At 43.5% G+C, this 18,395-nt stretch carries 17 protein-coding genes; 12 read left to right on the top strand and 5 right to left on the bottom strand.

What is annotated here, in order from left to right:
* The first annotated feature begins 206 nt into the window (after positions 1-206).
* The 3 genes from MTO98_RS25920 (at position 207) to MTO98_RS25910 (ending at position 6,385) form a co-directional block, all read left to right on the top strand.
* On the top strand, positions 207-3,488 hold the full coding sequence (locus MTO98_RS25920; RefSeq protein ID WP_243481884.1) for a SusC/RagA family TonB-linked outer membrane protein: 3,282 nt from the start codon (positions 207-209) through the stop codon (positions 3,486-3,488).
* Between the two features lie 16 nt (positions 3,489-3,504).
* Positions 3,505-4,932: a RagB/SusD family nutrient uptake outer membrane protein gene (locus tag MTO98_RS25915; protein WP_243481883.1), complete on the top strand. Its 1,428-nt coding sequence runs from the start codon at positions 3,505-3,507 to the stop codon at positions 4,930-4,932.
* Between the two features lie 118 nt (positions 4,933-5,050).
* Positions 5,051-6,385, top strand: a complete 1,335-nt coding sequence (locus MTO98_RS25910; protein WP_243481882.1) for a TlpA disulfide reductase family protein — start codon at positions 5,051-5,053, stop codon at positions 6,383-6,385.
* A 36-nt stretch (positions 6,386-6,421) separates the two neighbouring features.
* Here the strand turns inward: MTO98_RS25910 and MTO98_RS25905 are convergent, their stop codons facing one another.
* From MTO98_RS25905 to MTO98_RS25890, 4 genes are all read right to left on the bottom strand, one after another.
* Positions 6,422-6,715 (bottom strand): hypothetical protein, encoded by a 294-nt coding sequence (locus tag MTO98_RS25905; protein WP_243481881.1) that lies wholly within the window; start codon positions 6,713-6,715, stop codon positions 6,422-6,424.
* 93 nt (positions 6,716-6,808) lie between these two features.
* Positions 6,809-7,234, bottom strand: coding sequence for a MauE/DoxX family redox-associated membrane protein (locus MTO98_RS25900; protein ID WP_243481880.1), 426 nt, complete (start codon positions 7,232-7,234; stop codon positions 6,809-6,811).
* A gap of 10 nt (positions 7,235-7,244) precedes the next feature.
* Positions 7,245-9,824, bottom strand: a complete 2,580-nt coding sequence (locus tag MTO98_RS25895; protein WP_243481879.1) for a lanthionine synthetase LanC family protein — start codon at positions 9,822-9,824, stop codon at positions 7,245-7,247.
* Between the two features lie 116 nt (positions 9,825-9,940).
* A complete protein-coding gene (locus tag MTO98_RS25890) occupies positions 9,941-10,516 on the bottom strand; it encodes a Crp/Fnr family transcriptional regulator (protein WP_243481878.1) in 576 nt (191 codons plus the stop codon).
* Between the two features lie 230 nt (positions 10,517-10,746).
* On the opposite strand from MTO98_RS25890, the gene MTO98_RS25885 reads away from it, so the two are divergent.
* Both MTO98_RS25885 and MTO98_RS25880 read left to right on the top strand, forming a co-directional pair.
* The gene (locus MTO98_RS25885) at positions 10,747-11,916 is read left to right on the top strand and encodes a hypothetical protein (protein ID WP_243481877.1); all 1,170 of its coding nucleotides are present in this window, start codon (positions 10,747-10,749) and stop codon (positions 11,914-11,916) included.
* A 95-nt stretch (positions 11,917-12,011) separates the two neighbouring features.
* Complete coding sequence (locus tag MTO98_RS25880; RefSeq protein ID WP_243481876.1) at positions 12,012-12,431, top strand: hypothetical protein; 420 nt, start codon at positions 12,012-12,014, stop codon at positions 12,429-12,431.
* 52 nt (positions 12,432-12,483) lie between these two features.
* On the opposite strand, the gene MTO98_RS25875 is transcribed toward MTO98_RS25880, so the two are convergent.
* Positions 12,484-12,723, bottom strand: coding sequence for a hypothetical protein (locus MTO98_RS25875; RefSeq protein ID WP_243481875.1), 240 nt, complete (start codon positions 12,721-12,723; stop codon positions 12,484-12,486).
* Between the two features lie 403 nt (positions 12,724-13,126).
* On the opposite strand from MTO98_RS25875, the gene MTO98_RS25870 reads away from it, so the two are divergent.
* From MTO98_RS25870 to MTO98_RS25840, 7 genes are all read left to right on the top strand, one after another.
* Complete coding sequence (locus MTO98_RS25870; RefSeq protein ID WP_243481874.1) at positions 13,127-13,972, top strand: RteC domain-containing protein; 846 nt, start codon at positions 13,127-13,129, stop codon at positions 13,970-13,972.
* 307 nt (positions 13,973-14,279) lie between these two features.
* Positions 14,280-14,537 (top strand): hypothetical protein, encoded by a 258-nt coding sequence (locus MTO98_RS25865; protein ID WP_243481873.1) that lies wholly within the window; start codon positions 14,280-14,282, stop codon positions 14,535-14,537.
* Positions 14,538-14,703: 166 nt separating this feature from the next.
* Positions 14,704-15,027 (top strand): hypothetical protein, encoded by a 324-nt coding sequence (locus MTO98_RS25860; RefSeq protein WP_243481872.1) that lies wholly within the window; start codon positions 14,704-14,706, stop codon positions 15,025-15,027.
* An 11-nt stretch (positions 15,028-15,038) separates the two neighbouring features.
* Positions 15,039-16,001, top strand: a complete 963-nt coding sequence (locus MTO98_RS25855) for a toprim domain-containing protein (RefSeq protein ID WP_243481871.1) — start codon at positions 15,039-15,041, stop codon at positions 15,999-16,001.
* Between the two features lie 158 nt (positions 16,002-16,159).
* Complete coding sequence (gene mobC, locus MTO98_RS25850) at positions 16,160-16,570, top strand: plasmid mobilization relaxosome protein MobC (protein WP_243481870.1); 411 nt, start codon at positions 16,160-16,162, stop codon at positions 16,568-16,570.
* Positions 16,571-16,896: 326 nt separating this feature from the next.
* A complete protein-coding gene (locus MTO98_RS25845) occupies positions 16,897-17,400 on the top strand; it encodes a hypothetical protein (RefSeq protein WP_243481869.1) in 504 nt (167 codons plus the stop codon).
* Between the two features lie 41 nt (positions 17,401-17,441).
* On the top strand, positions 17,442-18,395 hold the full coding sequence (locus MTO98_RS25840; protein WP_243481868.1) for a relaxase/mobilization nuclease domain-containing protein: 954 nt from the start codon (positions 17,442-17,444) through the stop codon (positions 18,393-18,395).

Raw genomic sequence — 18,395 nt, 5'->3', positions numbered from 1 at the left:
GAATACCGGTTTGCCGGTATTCATTTCCCTTTCGATGCTCTATAGGATCATCGGATTTCCCCAAGTTATCAGGCTTTTAATCGCCATTGTTACCCTTGTTTATTTTACCCAATTTGACATTCTTTTTGCACGGAAGCCTAAGAACCCGGTTTAGGTTGGGGATATCCATGTTTTAACTTTTTTTCCTAACTCCTAACACTATAAAAATGAAAGCTATTTTTTGCTTAATGGGCTTACTTTGTCTAAAATTTAAGCGCCTTATACTCCCCGCTCTGTTTAGCATCGTTTTGCTGTACAGTGTTCTGCTGTCTGATCGTGTAATTTCTCAGCAAGGTAATGCAATTGTTCATGGAATTGTCGTTGATTCACTTTCTCATATGCCACTTGCTGGTGCGACTATCACAAACCCATATAATGAAACCCGTGTTTTAACTGACGGCACAGGCAAATTTTCCATTTCAGCTCCAAGAAGGGGTGGGTTCCTGATAGTCTCTTACGTAGGCTACAATAATGCGAAGGTTATTTACAGGCAGGTGGATTCTGAATTGCTTGTTCAACTGAAGCCCGCTACCCTGCAGATAACTGAAGTATTGGTATCAACCGGATATCAACTATTATCTAAAGAACGAGCCACTGGTTCATTTGCCAACGTGGACAGTGCCTTATTAAGCCGGCGGGTTGGTTCTAATATCGTCAACCGGCTGGAAGGGATTGTTCCTGGATTACTTTTTAACCGGAATACCATATCGTCGGCCACAGGCAACCTTGATTTGAGTATTCGGGGGCACAGTACATTATTTGCCAACGATCAGCCTTTGATCATTGTCGATAATTTTCCGTATGACGGCGATATCAAAAACATTAATCCCAACGATGTTTCAAGTATCACCGTATTGAAGGATGCCGCAGCAGCATCGATTTGGGGCGTACGTTCCGGAAACGGCGTAATAGTCATCACGACAAGGAAAGGCAAATTGAACACACCCGTACTTGTGGACTTCAACGCAAATATCACCATGGGGGACAAGCCAAATGCTTTTTATGACCGCTCATTTCTGGATAGCAAGGATTTTATTGGCGTTGAAAAGCAATTGTTTAACCTCGGATATTATGATAGCCAATTAAGCGATCCTGGCCATCCGGTGGTTTCACCCGTTGTTCAATTACTGGCAGATCAACGTGATGGAAAAGTTGATCAGGCGATGGTTGACAAGCAGATTGAAATATTTAATAACACAGATGTTCGAAATGATATTGAACGTTACCTGTATCATAAAAGTATCGATCAGCAATACAGCCTGAGCCTGCGCGGTGGTAACGACCGCAGCACCTACTATTTTTCAGCCGGGTACGATAATCAGATTGGGAACCTGACAGGCAACAAAAATTCAAGGCTTACCTTAAACGGTCAAAATGTTTATAAACTGCTGCCCGGGCTCGAACTATTTATTGGACTGAATTATATTGAAGCACGTAATACTAACAATGCTATCGGCAATCTTACATCTGGCGGGCAATACGGACAAATCTACCCTTATGCAAGATTGGCGGACGAATCTGGTAATTCTGTGCCTATCGTTAAAGATTACAACTATGGCTGGATAACAGATGCATCCGCGCAGCAGGGTTACCTGAACTGGCGTTATAAACCACTGGATGAGATACGAAATGCAGATAATACATCTGTTTTGCGGGAAACGCGGATCAATACATCGCTGAAATATACGTTCCGGAAGAACTTCAATGCAGAGGTTCGATATCAATATGAAACCGCCGGCACATCCGGGAAGAATTATTTTGATAAGGACACTTATTATACCAGGAACTTAATAAATGAATTTACCACGCTTGATGGCGCAACAATCACGAATGTCGTGCCTGTTTCAGGGATTTTGCAGCAATCTCAGAATAATCTGGCAACTCACCATTTTCGGGCCCAGCTGAATTATCATGTTAGCCACGATGACCGGCACGAGGTGACAGCGCTTGCGGGTGCTGAAGTGAGTGAAGTGGTTACAACAAGCAATGCTAACACGGTCTATGGATATGAGAAAGAGCTGGGAACCTACCAATATGTAGATTTTAATACCTATTATGCGACATATCCTTCAGGATTTTATTCGCAGGTACCAGGAACGCTGGGATTCAGCAGGTACACAGATCGATACATATCCTATTTCGGTAATGCAGCTTACACGTTCAATCGATTATACACGATCTCCGCAAGCGGCAGGATTGACAGATCCAATTTGTTCGGTGTAAATGCCAATCAAAAATCTGTGCCCCTTTATTCAATCGGCGCGGCATGGGATGCAGCCAAGGAGAAATTTTGCAAGATTGATCTTCTTCCTGTGCTTAAACTGAGGACTACTTACGGCTACAATGGCAACATAGACAAGAATGTCGTTGCGGTTACGACCATCAAAAGAAATACAAGTGATTATTATACACCAGGTCTTTCCAATTCGAGCATAGCTAACCCGGCCAATGCCGATTTGCGATGGGAAAAGATCAGGATGATCAACATAGGCCTGGATTTTGGTTTTAAAGGCCAGGTTATTACCGGCAGTTTCGATTATTTTGTAAAAAAAGGTATCGACCTTTTTGGTGATTCGCCGCTCGCGCCGTCAACTGGCTTTACTTTGTTCAGGGGGAATACCGCTAATACCCAAGGCCATGGTTTTGACCTGGTATTGAATTCGAATAATCTTTCGAAAGGAGATTTTAGGTGGCGGTCGACGTTGCTAATCAGCCGCGCAACCGACGAATTGACCAAATACGATCTCAAGCAAACTGCGATAGGCTCGTTGGCCGATGGCTCAGTTGTTCTTCCTATTACCGGTAAACCACTTTTCGGTATATATAGTTATAAATGGGCCGGCTTGTCACATGAGACCGGCGACCCGCAGGGCTATTTAAATGGTAGAATCAGCACTGATTATACATCGATTATCGCGGGAACTAAATTGAACGATCTTTTTTATAATGGCCCATCAAGGCCTACGACGTTTGGCTCTTTTAAAAATACCGTTTCATTTAAAGAACTTTCGCTCTCCGTTAACATACTCTACAAATTTGGATACTACTTCAGGCGACCGTCAATCTCTTACGGCGGGCTCTATTCAGTCTGGTTTGGCCATGAGGATTTTACAAAAAGATGGATAAAGCCTGGGGACGAATTAGCAACCAATGTACCATCTATGCAGCTTCCACCTGTAAATGACGACCGGGAAACATTTTATAGTTACGCATCTGCATTGGTTGATAAGGCTGATCACATTCGTCTGCAGGATATTTCACTTAACTATAGCTTAACACGGCATGCATGGAAAAGCATGCCGTTCCGCGAGGTGCAGTTTTACGGGTATGTCAATAACATAGCCATTCTTTGGCGGGCTAATAAAGAAAACCTCGACCCTGATATGTATTCGGGATCAACCTACCCAATCCCCAAAACATTCGCCTTGGGATTTAAAATAGGACTTTAATCATTATTAAAACATTATGAAAACAAGAAATAATTTTTGTCATTGTCGGCAGGATCGGAACAATCACCATTATAGCAATTGCTTTCTTAAACTATTTGTTTTATCGCTGATGTTTATTTTGAATAGTTGCAAAAAGCAGGACACTTTCCTGTCCGCAAAAACCAATGCGGCGCTCGCAGTTCCGCTAACATTGGATGATTACCAATCATTGTTGCAGAACCAGGGGGTTTTTAACATCAAAGACCCCGGATTAGGAGAAATAGCCACTGACGATTTTTACGTTACAACGCCTGTATGGAGCTCGCTTGCTACCACCCAGGAAATTAAGGGTTATATATGGGACAAAGTTGTTTACGATGCAGGCGCGAACATTTCGGATTGGTCTAATCCTTATAAACAGGTTTATTATGCAAATACCGTAATTAATGCCCTTCCAAAATTAACGATAGGTGCATCTGATCAGGAGAAATATAATGTAGTCAAGGGTAATGCCTTGTTTTATAGGGCGGTAGCATTCTATAATCTCTTACAAATATTTGCGACGCCCTACGACAAAAAAACTGCCGGGACCGACCTCGGAATTCCGCTTCGCTTAAATTCCGATCTCAAGGTGCGCTCGACCCGGTCTACCATTCAGCAATGTTACAATCAAATACTCGGAGATCTTAAAACTGCTTTGCCTCTTTTGCCGGAACAGGCTGCCGTAATTACGTCTGCTTCACAGCTTGCTGTTGAAGGGTACCTTGCGCGTATTTATTTAGCTATCAATGATTATGAGAACGCGCTCAAGTATGCCGACGAATGTTTGAAAAGCTACGGCGGACTAACTGATTTCAACGATTTGGCGCCATTAAAATCGGGGCTTAGCAGTACCTTTTTAGCCGAAGATATATTCCATGCCACTTTCGCCGGCTATGGTATTATATCACCCAATTTACGTTCAATAACCGATTCTACCTTGTATGCATCCTATGACCCAGACGATCTGCGGAAAAGTTTATTTTTTAACCTGAAAAGCGGATTACCATATTTTAAAGGAACCTACGATTTTAAGGGTAACCAGTACAGCGGAATTGCTAATGATGAAATCTATCTGATCAGGGCAGAATGTCTTGCCAGGGCGGGCGATACGGAAGGTGCACTTGCCGACTTAAATAGTTTACTTTCAAAAAGATGGATTAAAGGGTCATTTGTTCCGGTAAAAGCAGCAGATTCCAATGAAGCATTATCGGAAATACTAAAAGAACGAAGGAAGGAATTACTTTATCGTGGATTACGATGGACTGATCTCAGGCGGCTTAATAAGGATCCTAATTATGCGGTTACGCTTTTTCGGAACGTTAACGGAAACAAATACACGTTGGAGCCAAACAGTCCTAGGTATGCCTGGCCGATCCCCGACAACGAAATCCAAGTAAATAATTTACCTCAAAATCCTAGATGATATGACAATTGGGATGAGGGCGCTCGCTGTCCTATTATTTAGATTGCTGGCCATTGCCGTATTTTTAAGTTGCCTTGGATTAAATAGTAAGGCATCCTATGCGAAGATACCACCCGTAATGGCAATAATCAGCGGGCGGCTCGATGAACTGAAAGACGGCGACTCGATCACGATGAACCTGTATAGGTTTGGTGAATTTCAGGGCTGTAGTTTATCAAAATCAAGTTTTAAAAGTGTAGTTGAACAAGGGCGTTTTTCTTTCGAAATACCAATTGATGATCATCCCCAATATATCGACCTGTTTGCACCCTTAGCACCGAAATTTAGAATCAGCTCCTATCTTCTTGAAGCTGGCGACCGGATAGTCATAAGTGAAAGCGACGGGAAGATCACCTATTCGGGAAAAGGATCGGAAAAATGGAGGATAAAAGATGAAACGGATACTTTTATCACAAAATATGCGCCGGCAAAAAACCTCAGCGAAAATGACGTTAAAGAACTGATCGGGTCATTCAATAATTATATCGAAAAAGCTTGTGCGAAAATAACAAGGGAACGTTATCGGCTTGGCCCCGTTGTCACCGGTATATTAACGGCTGATATATTGGGATCGGCCTGTCATGCACGTTTCATGGAGTTATTCGACTTTTACAAAGGTATAGCAGCCTATCGCCCAAGCTTGCAGAATTACAGGCATAGTAGCCGCAATGTCCTGCGATTAGGTTCAAGAGGCATGCAATACTCAGACTATTACGCGTATGGCATAATTGAAGAGTACAAACTTGATTCCTGTTTTTTGACCGGGAAGATTTATAATCCTGCTGCTGCATACCGGTGTTTAAAGAAGCGCTACGAGAAAACACCTGCTTTTCGTGAACGGGTTTTAACGTTATTGCTTTACACGAGCAGAAATAACGGCCTTGAATCCTACACTTTGGATGATGCCGTCACAACTGTCAGTGATCCATTATATCGGCGATTACTTTACGAACTCAAAGCGTCTTCAGTTAACGGAGCGGCTGCTGCAGACTTCGCTTTGCCTGATACTTCTCAAAATTTGGTCCGGCTGTCCGATTTCAGGAATAAAGTAATTTTAGTTGACTTCTGGTTTTCAACCTGCGGGCCTTGTAAGTCCCTTGGATTAATATTAAATCAACTTGAAAAAAACTTCGTCGGAAAACAAATAGTATTTATTTCAGTGTCCGTTGACAAAACGAGGGGTCGATGGATAAGTGCTGTTAGGAAAAAGGAATTTATTACTGATTACAGCGTTAACCTTTTCACGGAAGGCAAAGCTTTAAATCACCCAATTGCAAAACACTATAACATCAATGGCTGCCCAACGTTACTGCTAATCGATAGGGATGGTAAAATAAATAATAGTTTTGTTGATCCTCATGAGGACAATGGCGCTGCCCTTATTTCGACAATCAATAAAATGTTGACAAAATGAATGAAAGCTTCCCGGTAAGGGAAGCTTTCGGCTTTGTTAATTACGCAGCTGGCCGTCGCTGTCGTTTTGAACATTTGCGCCGGCGGGCAATTTGTCCTGGTATGCAGCTCCGGTAACATCGTAGGTTGATGTAATGGTACAAGCAGCATTAGGGAGTGCTGTTGTATTACAGCCTGCGGGAGCAGATGTGAACCAACGGAAATGACCTGTAGAGTAAATTCGCCCGTAATAAGGCGTACCGAAATGTTTTTTCGGTGTGTTGAAAGCGTAGGCGCTTCCAATGCCGGAAACCGCCGCCAGGGCCATCATGGCCATTCTGATTTTTTTCATGCTGTTTAATTTAAGTTATTGACCTTCCGGTTTTACCTCAGGACCGGAAATAACCTGATTTCGCGCGTGAAATAATTTTGATTCGTTTATTTTTTAAGGCCTTTTTAAAACATGTTTTTTAGCGAGTCTTAGTGCGATAAAACCGGCTATAATAAATCCAATGTTTAAAACTAAATGACCAGGCCATTTGAGTCGGGCAAAAATTCCACCACACGGACATGGCGTGAATGGAAACAATTTTAGCAAGGCCATAGTAATGTAAATGCTGAATGCTATCATAAGCATCAGGAAGCAGCAGATACCCGCAAATCGGGTTTTTTCGAACATTATCAGTAAAGCAGTAATTATTTCGATGGTAGGCAAAAGGAAGATCAGACCAGTCCTGAAAAGGTTAGGGATTGGCTGGTTATTCATTGCACTCACAAAGGAATTATGATCAGCTATTTTGCTAAAGCCGGCATATAGGAGTAAAACGATTAGCAGCGCATTAAACAAATCGGAAAGAAGTTCTTTTTTCATTATTGACTTTTTAAACAATAGGAAATTTGACATGATCAGGTTTCAAATAGCGTATAAGGAAATGCAGGACGCCGGCTTGACCCCTTAGAAAACCGTGTATGATATCTGGGCCGTTTACAGTCATCCAGTAACGGGAGTTTTTTTCATAATTGGAACCTGTATAAAAAAGGAACCCAGCGATAGCATCCGCGCGCAACTGCCAGCAATCATCTCCAAAAACCCTATAAGCCTCCAGGTAAACTTGACCTAAGCCGGCAAGGCCGTTTTCAAATCCCAGGTAATCTGTTGTAGGGAAATCCGGGAAGGGCTCCAGCAGTTGGTAAATAGTATCCTTGATGTTGTTTTCGCCACTGTAGGCGTAAGCCCTCATCAGCATGAATGCTATTCCGGGAATGCCATTTCCGACACCGAATAGTTCGGCTGCACCTGGTTCTGGCTTCCCGCCGCTTGTCAGCAATATAAATTCCTTGTGGCTCAGGAGGTAATGCAATCCTTTGCGCAATAACTGGTCGACGGTTTTTACTTCATAGGTTTTTCTATATTCAATTAGGAAACACAGGATGCCTGAAATACCGTAAAATAAGCCGGGCGGCAGGTCATTCCCATGGCCATGGAATAATGGCCACGACCCGTCTGTATTTTGTGTGGTTTCTAAATAGTTTACGATATCAGCAAGCAGCCTAGAAGCGATCCCTGGTTCCATGAACGGAAGGCATTTTAGTAATGCCATTCCGAACCCGGCCTTTCCCGTTGCCAGGTCATTTCCCTGGGCAGGATGCGACAGGAACAGTAAAGCTAATTGTGAAGGGGAAACGTGGTCAGTCGTTATCATACCACAATCAAGGAGTGCCGCGATTGTCAATGCCACCCCGCCATTGCCGTTGAATAGGCACGTTGGTTTATCAAAGGATTTCCCTAAATAATCATTGCTTAATTTCCTGTAAAGGTCATCTCCAAAGTTTGCTGACTCGCGGGTGATTAAATTAGCTTTCCTGGCCGCGGCCAAACATAACAGGATACCGGAGAGTCCCGAACTTAGGCTGTATGTAGTAGCACTTTCGATATCTGTTTCAGGTTTAAAGAGTCCCGACTTGAAGATATTCAAACCTTTATAAATGACTTGCAGGGCGTCTGCTGCAGGCATCGCTTTTAGTTCAATTATGCAAGGATCATTAGCGGCATCGAAAAGTACCGGCAACGACCCGCGGAGGTCGGATTCGCACTCGGTTAAGCGCAGGGAAGCGATCCCTTTCACTAAAGCGCTGTCATTGATGAAAAACAATAACTGGGTTTCCAACGTCAACCGATCGGAATTTTCAAATTTCAGCGGTGAACAGCCGGTAAAAAGTTTGATCAGGATTCCTGACACTGCGTAGAAATCATCACGTACAGAAGGCTGGTTTCCCTGGAATTGTCCCTGGGGCATATACCCGGATGTGCCGACACCAAACGGAGGGTTAGGCTCCTGCATGCTAAGTGAAGCAGAGAGCTCAAAATCGGTCAGAAACAACTCGCCGGAGGTATTGATGAGGAAGTTTTGCGGGTTAAGGTCCCGGTGTACATAGTTAAGGGAGTGCAGTTTTTCGACTATAAAGATCACCTGCCTTGCGAGCTTGATAATGGTTTCCCGTGTTTCGATATCAGCGGTTGCGAACCGTTTTCCGCCGTATAATAATTCTACGGTTTTGTTAAGGTTTTTACCCTCGATGTACTCCATCACCAGATAGCCGTCGCCGTCGAGTTCGAAATAATCGAAGACTTTTGGGATGCTTAACTGACTCTGAAGCACCTGATGTACACGAAACTGCCATAGCAATCTGTTCCTGATATCACGATGATGATCGTCATAGGACTGTGCGTGTAACCCTTGCTTTATCAGGTAAGTTGCCGGGTTTAACGTCCATGAAAGTTTTATAGCTTTGAAAACCTTGCCTTTCGCATCATCTTTGATGATTTCCGATAAAACATATTTCCGGATGATCTTTGGATTGTCTTTCTTTTTGATGACTTTGAGATTTCGGAACGGCCAGGGGGATGTTGATACACCGGATTTGATAGTCACCTTCGTTAAATGCTGTTGATGAGGGTTGGCATGCCCTAAATTCACCGGTATATGGGATGTAAATAAGCAATTTCCGAGTTTTAGTGCTCCCGGAATATTCGGGCCGGCAAAGTCGGTTGTTATTTCTATGAGCTGAACCGCCAGGTGCCTGGCTTGTATTTCGTCACCAGGGTACAAATTGATAATCTTCGCGTGTGTGGACTGCCCTTGTCTTCCGGTGAGTAAACTATAGTGTGCTGCTTTGTCAAATGGTATATCGAATGAAATACCGTTCCTTTTCAATACTGGAAATAGAGCGACCAGCATTTTTTCCGTTTGCGGAACGACGACAGTGACATGCAGCGCCCAGCCTTCAAATGCATCAGTTTTCATGACGCTGAGATAAGGATAATTGACAACAAAATCGAATTGACAGGCCACAAGGTGTTTTTGGTATTCGCCAACTTCGTTATTTGTTTGACTTACCGGTTCAATTGCCTGCGGCCCGGCTGGCAGTAACGGTTCTTCTTTAAGGGTTTTAGCATCCATTTGGTCGCCTCGTTTGATGAACTCAAGTTACCGATGGTTTTTCACGCTGTTTTTGATATACCGTATCAAAAAACTGATTTACCATAACAAATGTCAGTGTCTTCTTGGGGGGGCGATCAATAGGGGAGCCCCTTGTGGATCCTGCTGAATGTTTCTTTTGTAATATTCAGGTAGGATGCGATCAGATAATGCGGAATCTGCAAGGTAAGGTATGGTTCTTTTATTTTCATAAGATTGTACCGCGCCCTTGCAGAACTTAACCTCAATAAGGATTCCCTGTAGCGTCCGGCAATAGATACTTCCAGCGAGAGCATCATCATTAGCGTTGCGGCTTCATCATATTTTTCAGCTACCTTTAAAATGTGGATAAGCGGGACAGTGATGACTTCAACTTTGGTAACCGAAATAATGTACTCTTCGCCGGCCGTCTGGTTGAAAAGGTTTGGCGGGATCACCAGTTCTCCTTCTTTCTGAAACCAGGCGGTTATCCTGTCTTTTTCACCTTCAAAAGCACCTCGTATGATGCCGCTTTGTATGTAATAGATCGCTGCCGGGTTATGACCGGGCGATAGGATCGTCTCCAGGGCTTCGTACCGGTTAAACCGGGCTTTTTCCGTAATGGCGGCTATAACGGCCGGAGATATCTCTTTTGTATCAGCGAGCCTTTTTATAAATCCTTTAATATCTTTCATAGGGTATAGTTTTTTGCAAATAAGCGATTCATAAAGTGCGGGTCAAGTGGCAAATGGTGGCAGAAATATGCCATCTTATGGCTACACAGTCATAGTTTTCAATTAAAAAATATTATTTATGTAATTTTTCCCCGTGTAGGGAAAATTTATTAATTTGCAAATAATATTTACAACTAAGTGGTGTAATACACGATAGGTTTTTGGGTCAAGGGATGTGAAGAAGATTTTTTATGATAACCTCACTGACAAAAATAAAGGCGTTTATCCATACTTATGCCGATCTGAAAAACGCTGAGATCTCCGAGGCTACGCTTGAAGAGCTGAAAACATTTGCGGGGCATGCGATTACTTCGCTTATTTTAAATATCGATAATGAGATCATTTTAAAAAGAGAGGAGCGGGACAAACGCCTGTTTACCGAGCAGTTGCAATTAGCCGTGATCAATATTATTGATGACTTGGCCCAAGTGAACCGGGGCACTGATGGACTAAGTGAAATTTTCGGATGGTTGGAAGCCAAACTAATAGCATTGCTTGAACACCTGCATCAATATTTTGGAAGCTATTTTAATATTGAGGTCCCGGTTCCTGCAAGCTTTGTCATCCGGGAGAAACGGAATGTTTATCCGACTTCCGCCGAATTGATGATCCGTTTTCGTAAGGCAGTCGGCGATGAAGAAATGACAGGGCTTTTATCCGGGTTTGTGCTTGCTGACAATGTTAATGACCGGTTTTTTATCAGAAGCTGGAATCAATGGCTATTCTATAAGAATTTTATAGGGGAATTGACTCTTTTTTTGAATGCTCCACCTGCAGAAGACCCGAAGATTCAGGTCATGAAGCTGCTTATAGAACTCAATTTCAACAGCATATATATTTATAGCTATTTCCTGAAGTTCATGGAAGGCGTGTCTGCGAAGGATGCCGATGACGAAGAAGTGGAGCATGAACTTTTTTACCTGCTTAAGGTCTTCCGGCAGATCAACACGCGTTACCCGAAAGGCTTTGATCTCGAATCGAAAACACTGAAAGAACTCATTCGGGGTGCTATAACCGCCGAACTGAAATATATTTCACAAAAAAATAAGCTGTTTCAAAAAGCATACAGGACGAATGATGACCCCGGCGCTTCCAAATTCTATTTTATGGTCATGGTAACCCTCGCGGAACTGATGTTCCTGTTCAGGGTAATGATCGAAACGGAATTCATGGTTACCAAATTGAAGTCGCACCTTTATGATTTTATCGCCAATCATATTCGTACCCAACGTGCTGAGAATTTTTCTAAAAAGAGCATGCGTAACCGCTTTGGCTCGAAACCCTTCTCGGACAGGATCGTACATAATGTCCGGGAATGGTTATTAAAGATGGTTAGACACATTGATTTACATTATAAGTAAGTTCGTATTAATTCAATAATGAGCATCATGCTATAATACATACTGCATCTCAACACTTATCGTTAATTTGTAAACTAATTACATCGAATTCGCTGATGGACAAAAATATTACACCACAAGATGTACTGGACCTGATTTTAGCGTTCAAAGATGCCGATGAAAGTTACCGGGAGGTCATGGAACAGCAACATGTTAAATCACTTTCATTTGCCGCGGCTGAGATGGCTAAAGTATTTGGCAAGTTTCTGACCGGTCTTGACCTGCTTGAACCCTTTGCAAGACTGGGTAAATACGTAAGGAATTTCGGTGATGCAAAAGCGGTCCTGATCCAATTAAGTGTTTTGGTCAACGATCGCCTTGAAATCGAACAGCCGGAAGAGACAAAAGTTCAAATGGAGCGGTTAGTTCAGATATGCCACGAGGTTGGCAGGATCTCTGCGGCATTCAGCCCGGATCAATATCTGCACTATCCAGATGATTTCACTCCGGGGAACCCCCTTTTTTCGGAGAACTGACAGCGTACAACACGCTTTCATACCGGCATAGATTGGCATAAAGCCTCTTCAACTATTTTTTTTTGCCTGTCAATAAGTTCAATTGATCGCGTTGCTCCAGGAACCTTACCAACTCATTAAGGCAGCCATAGTCAAAGCCTTCCAGCTTCTGTAATTTTACCCAGCCTAAAGCCACAATCTCCTTTAACGAGGATAACCCAATCTTCTTGGTTTTCCTTATAAAACGCTCGCTGAAAGGAAACTGTTCCAGTGCCGAACACAAGAAGTCGTTAATTTCTGATCCTTTTTCCATGGTACAAAATAGCGCGGGTCAGCAGCTATCTGTAAGAGAGGTCCGGCTAAAGACCTACACACAAGGTAAACTGTTGCCCGCGCATAACGCGGACGATCAGTCTATTTACCCCTTGTGTGTTTTTGAAATTTAGCCGGTTTCTCTTTACAAGGTTAATAGCATCGCCACTATATATTATTTCTGTTCCTTATCCTATTTCATGATTCAAAGTTAGGCATACCAAATTAGCTTTTCAACTCGGTATTTAATTAAATTCAATAAACAGGTGGCTTCCCGTTTATTGCATTGTGATTACTGCAGGACTGTTTCAATTTCACTCATTGCATCATTCCTGCCACCCTTGCCACTTTACGTCATAGCTAAAACCTTTTTGATTTGCAGCATAAATTAACGAATCGCTTGCATGGAAAAGATTAAGCTGATAGAGGAGAAACTAGTCTCATCACTCAATGCATTAAACTTTGAAGCCGATATTACATTAAAACTGCTTAATGCCGCACTTGCCGTCATCAGTTCAACTGTTGAAGACCTTAGGGCAGTCATCGCAATTTCACATCCGTCCGGGGAGGAGGAAGTGGAGTTTTTCAAAGTGATAAAACCCAGGGTACTGGCATATCAATTTTTTTATACCGCTTTATTTAAATTGGAAAGCGGGAAGCCTGTCGGCCCACCCGAGCTAATCAGGGAATATTACCATAAAAAGCTGCTTCAGGGTGCCGCATATTTCAATGAACACAGGTTCTACTACGATTATTACAGGTTTGGTTCTAATGACCTCGATCAGTATTTATTTATTCGCGGAGCCTCGTTGCCCTTGATCCCGTTCGCGGAACTCGGCCCCCCCGATAAAAGCTTTTCAACCTTGTTGGATTATACTTTTGCGAGGTTTATATCAATTGAAATGTTGAGCGACTACATTTCAGAAAAGCTGGGGTATAGTGATAACCAGAAACTTTTTAATTCTAACGTGCATTCCGAAAAAAAACAGAGAAAAATGCGATGGACCGGAGAGACGGTCAACCTCGTTGAAATTGCTTATGGTATATGGCTGACCGGGCAGATAAACAACGGAAGTGCTACAATAACAGATATTTTTTACTGGTTGGAAGATAATTTACAAGTATCCATCGGCAAACCGCACAGGCGCTGGTTAGATATATCCAAGCGAAAACGGATAAGTCCAACACGGTTCATTAATCAAATGGAAGCAGAAATTAATAATAGGATCGAAAAGGAAATCGCCGGATAGCAGGGCTAATTGATGCCAAAATGATAGCATTTAGGTTACCCACCCGCTTACAACCTAATTTACCTAAAAAGGCTTCATTTGAAGCCTTTTTCTTTTTAATGGCAACGAGCTAATGTAGCGGTTAATACCATTCTGAGCAGGAATAGTTAATGGTTTTCTGGTTATTGTTCTGTTTATCAATCGATTAAAATTTATGGGGCCCCCGTTAAATTATATTTGGGGTACCCTACCTCCTTACTACCCAAAATCATTTTCTATCCTTTCAACCTTTGTTCATGCCGCAGGATAAACACCGAAGCATACTGAAATGAAGCTTGGAGAGATCATCATCATATTAAAAAATGCCACCGGGGAAAGCCCCAAAGCTGTCATGGCCGCAACGCATTTAATGCCGGTAATGATCTCCAAAACATCGGCTTACCACCTGTACGGCAGGAGCAATGTAGACCGCTGGATAAGCGAAGGCCTCATTAAAATTTCAGGAAAAAAGTTAGACCGTGCGCAGCTCGAAGCTATTGCGGCTTCCAGTAACCGCATGACCTATCTGCCAGTGGCAGAACGATAAAACCGCTGCGTGCGGTACGCTCTTTGACGTAGGGGGATGAAGCATTATTCCGCATTTAAACCGGAAAATATTGCGAAGGTGAGGTTGAAAGTATACCAATAACTGAAAGCGCATAGGCAGGCGAAGGCCCGTATCGTAGGATACGACGTGAGTAATCCCGAAAAAATTGACCGGCAGAAGTGAATTGAACGGGTTCGTTGCCCGCTGCCGGTTCATGGAAATATCCAGGATTCAATTAGAAAAATTCATGCAGCAGGTTTCTGAACTGGCTGCAATCACCACATTGGTAAAAGTAGGCCTGCTCAGGCCTTACCTCAAAAAATCAGAAGCATTTAACATTTACGGGAGGAAAAACATAGAGCGCTGGCTAGAGCAGGGTTTGATTACCCCCAGAAAGGATGGTAATCATTCAGCAGCATGGCGGTTGGACAGGGTGGAGCTCGAAACAATTGCTAAAGCCATCAGCATCTATCATTGTCTCCCCCCTTAATCATTGATCCTATGACAGAATTATTAGACGCCAGGCAATTAAAGGAGCGGGCATCGCTTGTCGAATTGTTAGCCAATCTTGGCTACAAACCGGTCCGAAAGTCAGGTAAAGAACAAATGTACAGCAGTATGCTGCGGGATGATGACTCCAATCCTTCCTTTGCAGTTGATGATGCTATCGGCGGATGGTATGACCACGGAACGGGAAAGGGCGGCAACATCATCGACTTCGGGCTTAAGTATTGGCCGCTTCTCACATTTAAAGAAGTAGTAATCAAGATAAACGAAGTATTAAACGGAAATATAGCATCCGCCGCTGAGCCGAGGACGAAGCGCTCCCGGATAAGGCGGAAAGTCCCTCATTTTCTTGTTGCTGAAATCAAAAGGCTGGGGAGCCATCCTGCTGTCACCAATTATTTGAAATCGAGAGGTGTCTTCGAAGCCGGCTTTGGTCACCTTCATGAGGTTTATTATTATGCCGATGGCATACAGCCACGAAAAATATACTTCGCTGCAGGATGGCAGAATGAAACCGGAAGCTGGGAGGTCCGGAACCGGTATTTTAAAGGCTGCGTCGGATTAAAGGCAATTTCCTTTATTGCCCGTGATCCTAAGAAATTGGCTGTCTTTGAGGGATGTATGGATTACTTAACCTGGAAGGTTGACAACCCCACCGCGGAGCATAGTATACTCATACTGAATTCACTATCGCTCCTTGCTGCGGGGATCGCCAAAGCCAAACAGTTCTCAAGCATCGATCTTTATTTCGATCGCGACATACGCGGCCATAAAGCTACGCTTGAATTCATTGCTGCCCTGCCTTACGCCAGGGACCGGTCTATTGTTTACGAAGGCTTTAATGACTACAATGCCATGCTCGTGGCTTTCATCCGGCAAACGCCGGTGCCGGCTCTGCCTGAAGCGGACACTGCAGATGCTATTGCTAACCCGAAGCATACGTTCCTCCGTAAGTGATCTGTAGACACTGTTTCCTTAACGGAAAACATTTTGATTTTCTAACGGCAAGATGTCTTTTTGTCGGACAAAAAATCCCGTTCCGGGCGATTTTTCATCCATCCAAAAACATCTTGCCCTCCGGGGGAATTGCCAAAACTTCGCAACTCGTTTTTCTTATGGATGACCGGAAAAAGTTGAAAGGGCGGCCTTTACTGAAGGAGGGCAGGCGGTCAAAAAAAATTGATGTCCGGTTCAGCGAGGAAGAATATGCGCAGGTACTGGAACTTGAAAAGCAACTGGGCATAGCTAAAGCCGACCTGGTCAGGTTGAGGGTTTTAAAGGATGTGGGAAAGACGGTTATCAATGCCCGTGAACTGATTGCAAAACTTGATCAGATTGGCAATGAACTGGCAAGGGCTGGAAATAACATTAACCAGTTAGCGCGATATGGCAACATAATGCAGCTCAAAGAGGTACTGGATCCACAGGTTGCGCGGCGCTTTAACGATTTGCTGGATCAGTACATTGAGATGCAACATACCCTCGAAATTGCGATAAGGAAAATCATCCGCCTAATGGGCCGGTAGTTTGTCACACATTTGATTTGATGCGTTGATATACCGCTATTTCGCTATATCGAAATTTGTTGCTACCGCGCTACACTGATCGCCTGATAGCACGCTGCTTCGGTGCCGGGATTCATAATTTCCATGCTACACAGATCAGGATGTATCGGGATAGCAAAGCAGGCAGATAGCAGGTTACGTTGATAGCAGGTTGTGATGAAACAGCGCATATGATGTATTTAATCGCACAGCTTCAAAGATAGGCGCGAATATAGAGAGAAGGATAGACGGCAACACTGCTCTGATAAAATAAGGTTCCTTAGTTCGTATGATACATCGTTTTTTTTATGGTTTTATTTGAACACGTCAGATGCCCTCTGCATCGCTATACCTTTAGCGTCCGGCCGGTCAGGGAATGGGTGGAGGGCAATGCTGAAGGGCATGTGCTGAACCTTTTTGCCGGAAAAACATTATTGGCCCTGGACGAGGTACGAAATGATATCGATCCGGATATGACGGCAGAATTCCATTTGGATGCCCTGGAGTTTTTGCGGACATGGAAAGGGCGTAGGTTCAATACAGTGATCCTTGATCCGCCCTATGCTTACCGAAAAAGCATGGAGTTGTATAATGGCCACATCTGCAGCCCATTCAGACAGCTGAAAGACGCACTTTTACCAGTTGTTCAGCCCGGAGGGCTTGTAATTACATTTGGTTATCATTCCATTGTCATGGGGCGGAACCGGGAATTTAAACTGGAAAAACTGGCCTTGTTCAGCCATGGAGGGGCTATTCACGATACCATCGCCTGCCTCGAAAGGTTTGATCCTCAGAATTTAAGAATGCCCTGAAAAGCCAGGAATGCCTTTGTTGGCATAAACCACTAATTGCTATGATCGTCAAGTTCTTGAAGCCCTCAGTTTCATTCGCCGCGGTTTTTTACAACCTTAATAAAGTCGACGGTGCGAGGGCGGAACTGATGAAGGCAGCCAACTTCGGGATTGCCGGAGCCCTGACGTCAATGAAAATGCAGGACTATTTCAATTACCTCGATATGGTTACCAGCCTTAACAAACGGATCGAATACCCGCAGCTCCATGTAGCCATTTCCGGGAAGGGGCGGCAATATGATAAAAATAACCTAAGTGGAATCGCTGAAGAATGGTTAAAAGAAATGGGATACGGTGAACAGCCGTACCTCCTCGTATTTCATAAAGATACTGCTAATAATCATTTGCATATCGTCAGTACAAGGATTGACCGGGATGGCAGGAAGGTCTCCGGCGGCTATGAACATAAAAGGAGCAGGATCGCGATCAACAAGGTCCTGGGCTATGAATTCGCAATGAAATACAGGTTCAGCACTAAAGCCCAGTTTCTGATGATACTGGAGGCCAGGGGTTTTTTAGGAAAAGATCCCGATGAAGCTAAGGTGCTTGGGCGGGCGGCGCGCTATCAAACTGATAAAAAGCGCGCCGCGGAAATCAGGTTATTGCTGGAACGGCATAAAGCAAACCCGGCAATTTCCCGGATAATTAAAGATCAATTCAATATCGATTTGATTTTTCATGCAGCTGATGGTAAAAAGCCATATGGTTATTCCATCATTGACCACGAACGAAGGATAGTTTTTAAGGGCGGTGAAGTAATGCCCTTGAGAGATTTACTTTTCGAAAGTGAGTTGCACCGGATACCTGCAAATCATCTGGATGGCAATGGCGAATACCCAACCGAATTCTCGGATAACTATATACCTCCGGTAATGATCACTGATGATGTCGATGACCAGCAAATCCATGGCATGCGGCGCAGGCGACAAAAAAAAGCAAGGACAAATACCCGGTAA

Source organism: Mucilaginibacter sp. SMC90 (genome assembly GCF_022811725.1).
Lineage (GTDB): Bacteria > Bacteroidota > Bacteroidia > Sphingobacteriales > Sphingobacteriaceae > Mucilaginibacter.
Note: the sequence above shows the minus strand (reverse complement) of the source record. Positions and strands in the feature narration are given on the sequence as shown.

Coding starts and splice junctions, on each gene's coding strand:
- mobC (WP_243481870.1), top strand. CDS start 16,160: ATGGATGACCGGAAAAAGTTGAAAGGGCGGCCTTTACTGAAGGAGGGC.
- MTO98_RS25890 (WP_243481878.1), bottom strand. CDS start 10,516: ATGAAAGATATTAAAGGATTTATAAAAAGGCTCGCTGATACAAAAGAG.
- MTO98_RS25920 (WP_243481884.1), top strand. CDS start 207: ATGAAAGCTATTTTTTGCTTAATGGGCTTACTTTGTCTAAAATTTAAG.
- MTO98_RS25885 (WP_243481877.1), top strand. CDS start 10,747: ATGATAACCTCACTGACAAAAATAAAGGCGTTTATCCATACTTATGCC.
- MTO98_RS25915 (WP_243481883.1), top strand. CDS start 3,505: ATGAAAACAAGAAATAATTTTTGTCATTGTCGGCAGGATCGGAACAAT.
- MTO98_RS25900 (WP_243481880.1), bottom strand. CDS start 7,234: ATGAAAAAAGAACTTCTTTCCGATTTGTTTAATGCGCTGCTAATCGTT.
- MTO98_RS25845 (WP_243481869.1), top strand. CDS start 16,897: ATGGTTTTATTTGAACACGTCAGATGCCCTCTGCATCGCTATACCTTT.
- MTO98_RS25875 (WP_243481875.1), bottom strand. CDS start 12,723: ATGGAAAAAGGATCAGAAATTAACGACTTCTTGTGTTCGGCACTGGAA.
- MTO98_RS25865 (WP_243481873.1), top strand. CDS start 14,280: ATGAAGCTTGGAGAGATCATCATCATATTAAAAAATGCCACCGGGGAA.
- MTO98_RS25880 (WP_243481876.1), top strand. CDS start 12,012: ATGGACAAAAATATTACACCACAAGATGTACTGGACCTGATTTTAGCG.
- MTO98_RS25855 (WP_243481871.1), top strand. CDS start 15,039: ATGACAGAATTATTAGACGCCAGGCAATTAAAGGAGCGGGCATCGCTT.
- MTO98_RS25840 (WP_243481868.1), top strand. CDS start 17,442: ATGATCGTCAAGTTCTTGAAGCCCTCAGTTTCATTCGCCGCGGTTTTT.
- MTO98_RS25895 (WP_243481879.1), bottom strand. CDS start 9,824: ATGGATGCTAAAACCCTTAAAGAAGAACCGTTACTGCCAGCCGGGCCG.
- MTO98_RS25870 (WP_243481874.1), top strand. CDS start 13,127: ATGGAAAAGATTAAGCTGATAGAGGAGAAACTAGTCTCATCACTCAAT.
- MTO98_RS25905 (WP_243481881.1), bottom strand. CDS start 6,715: ATGAAAAAAATCAGAATGGCCATGATGGCCCTGGCGGCGGTTTCCGGC.
- MTO98_RS25910 (WP_243481882.1), top strand. CDS start 5,051: ATGGCAATAATCAGCGGGCGGCTCGATGAACTGAAAGACGGCGACTCG.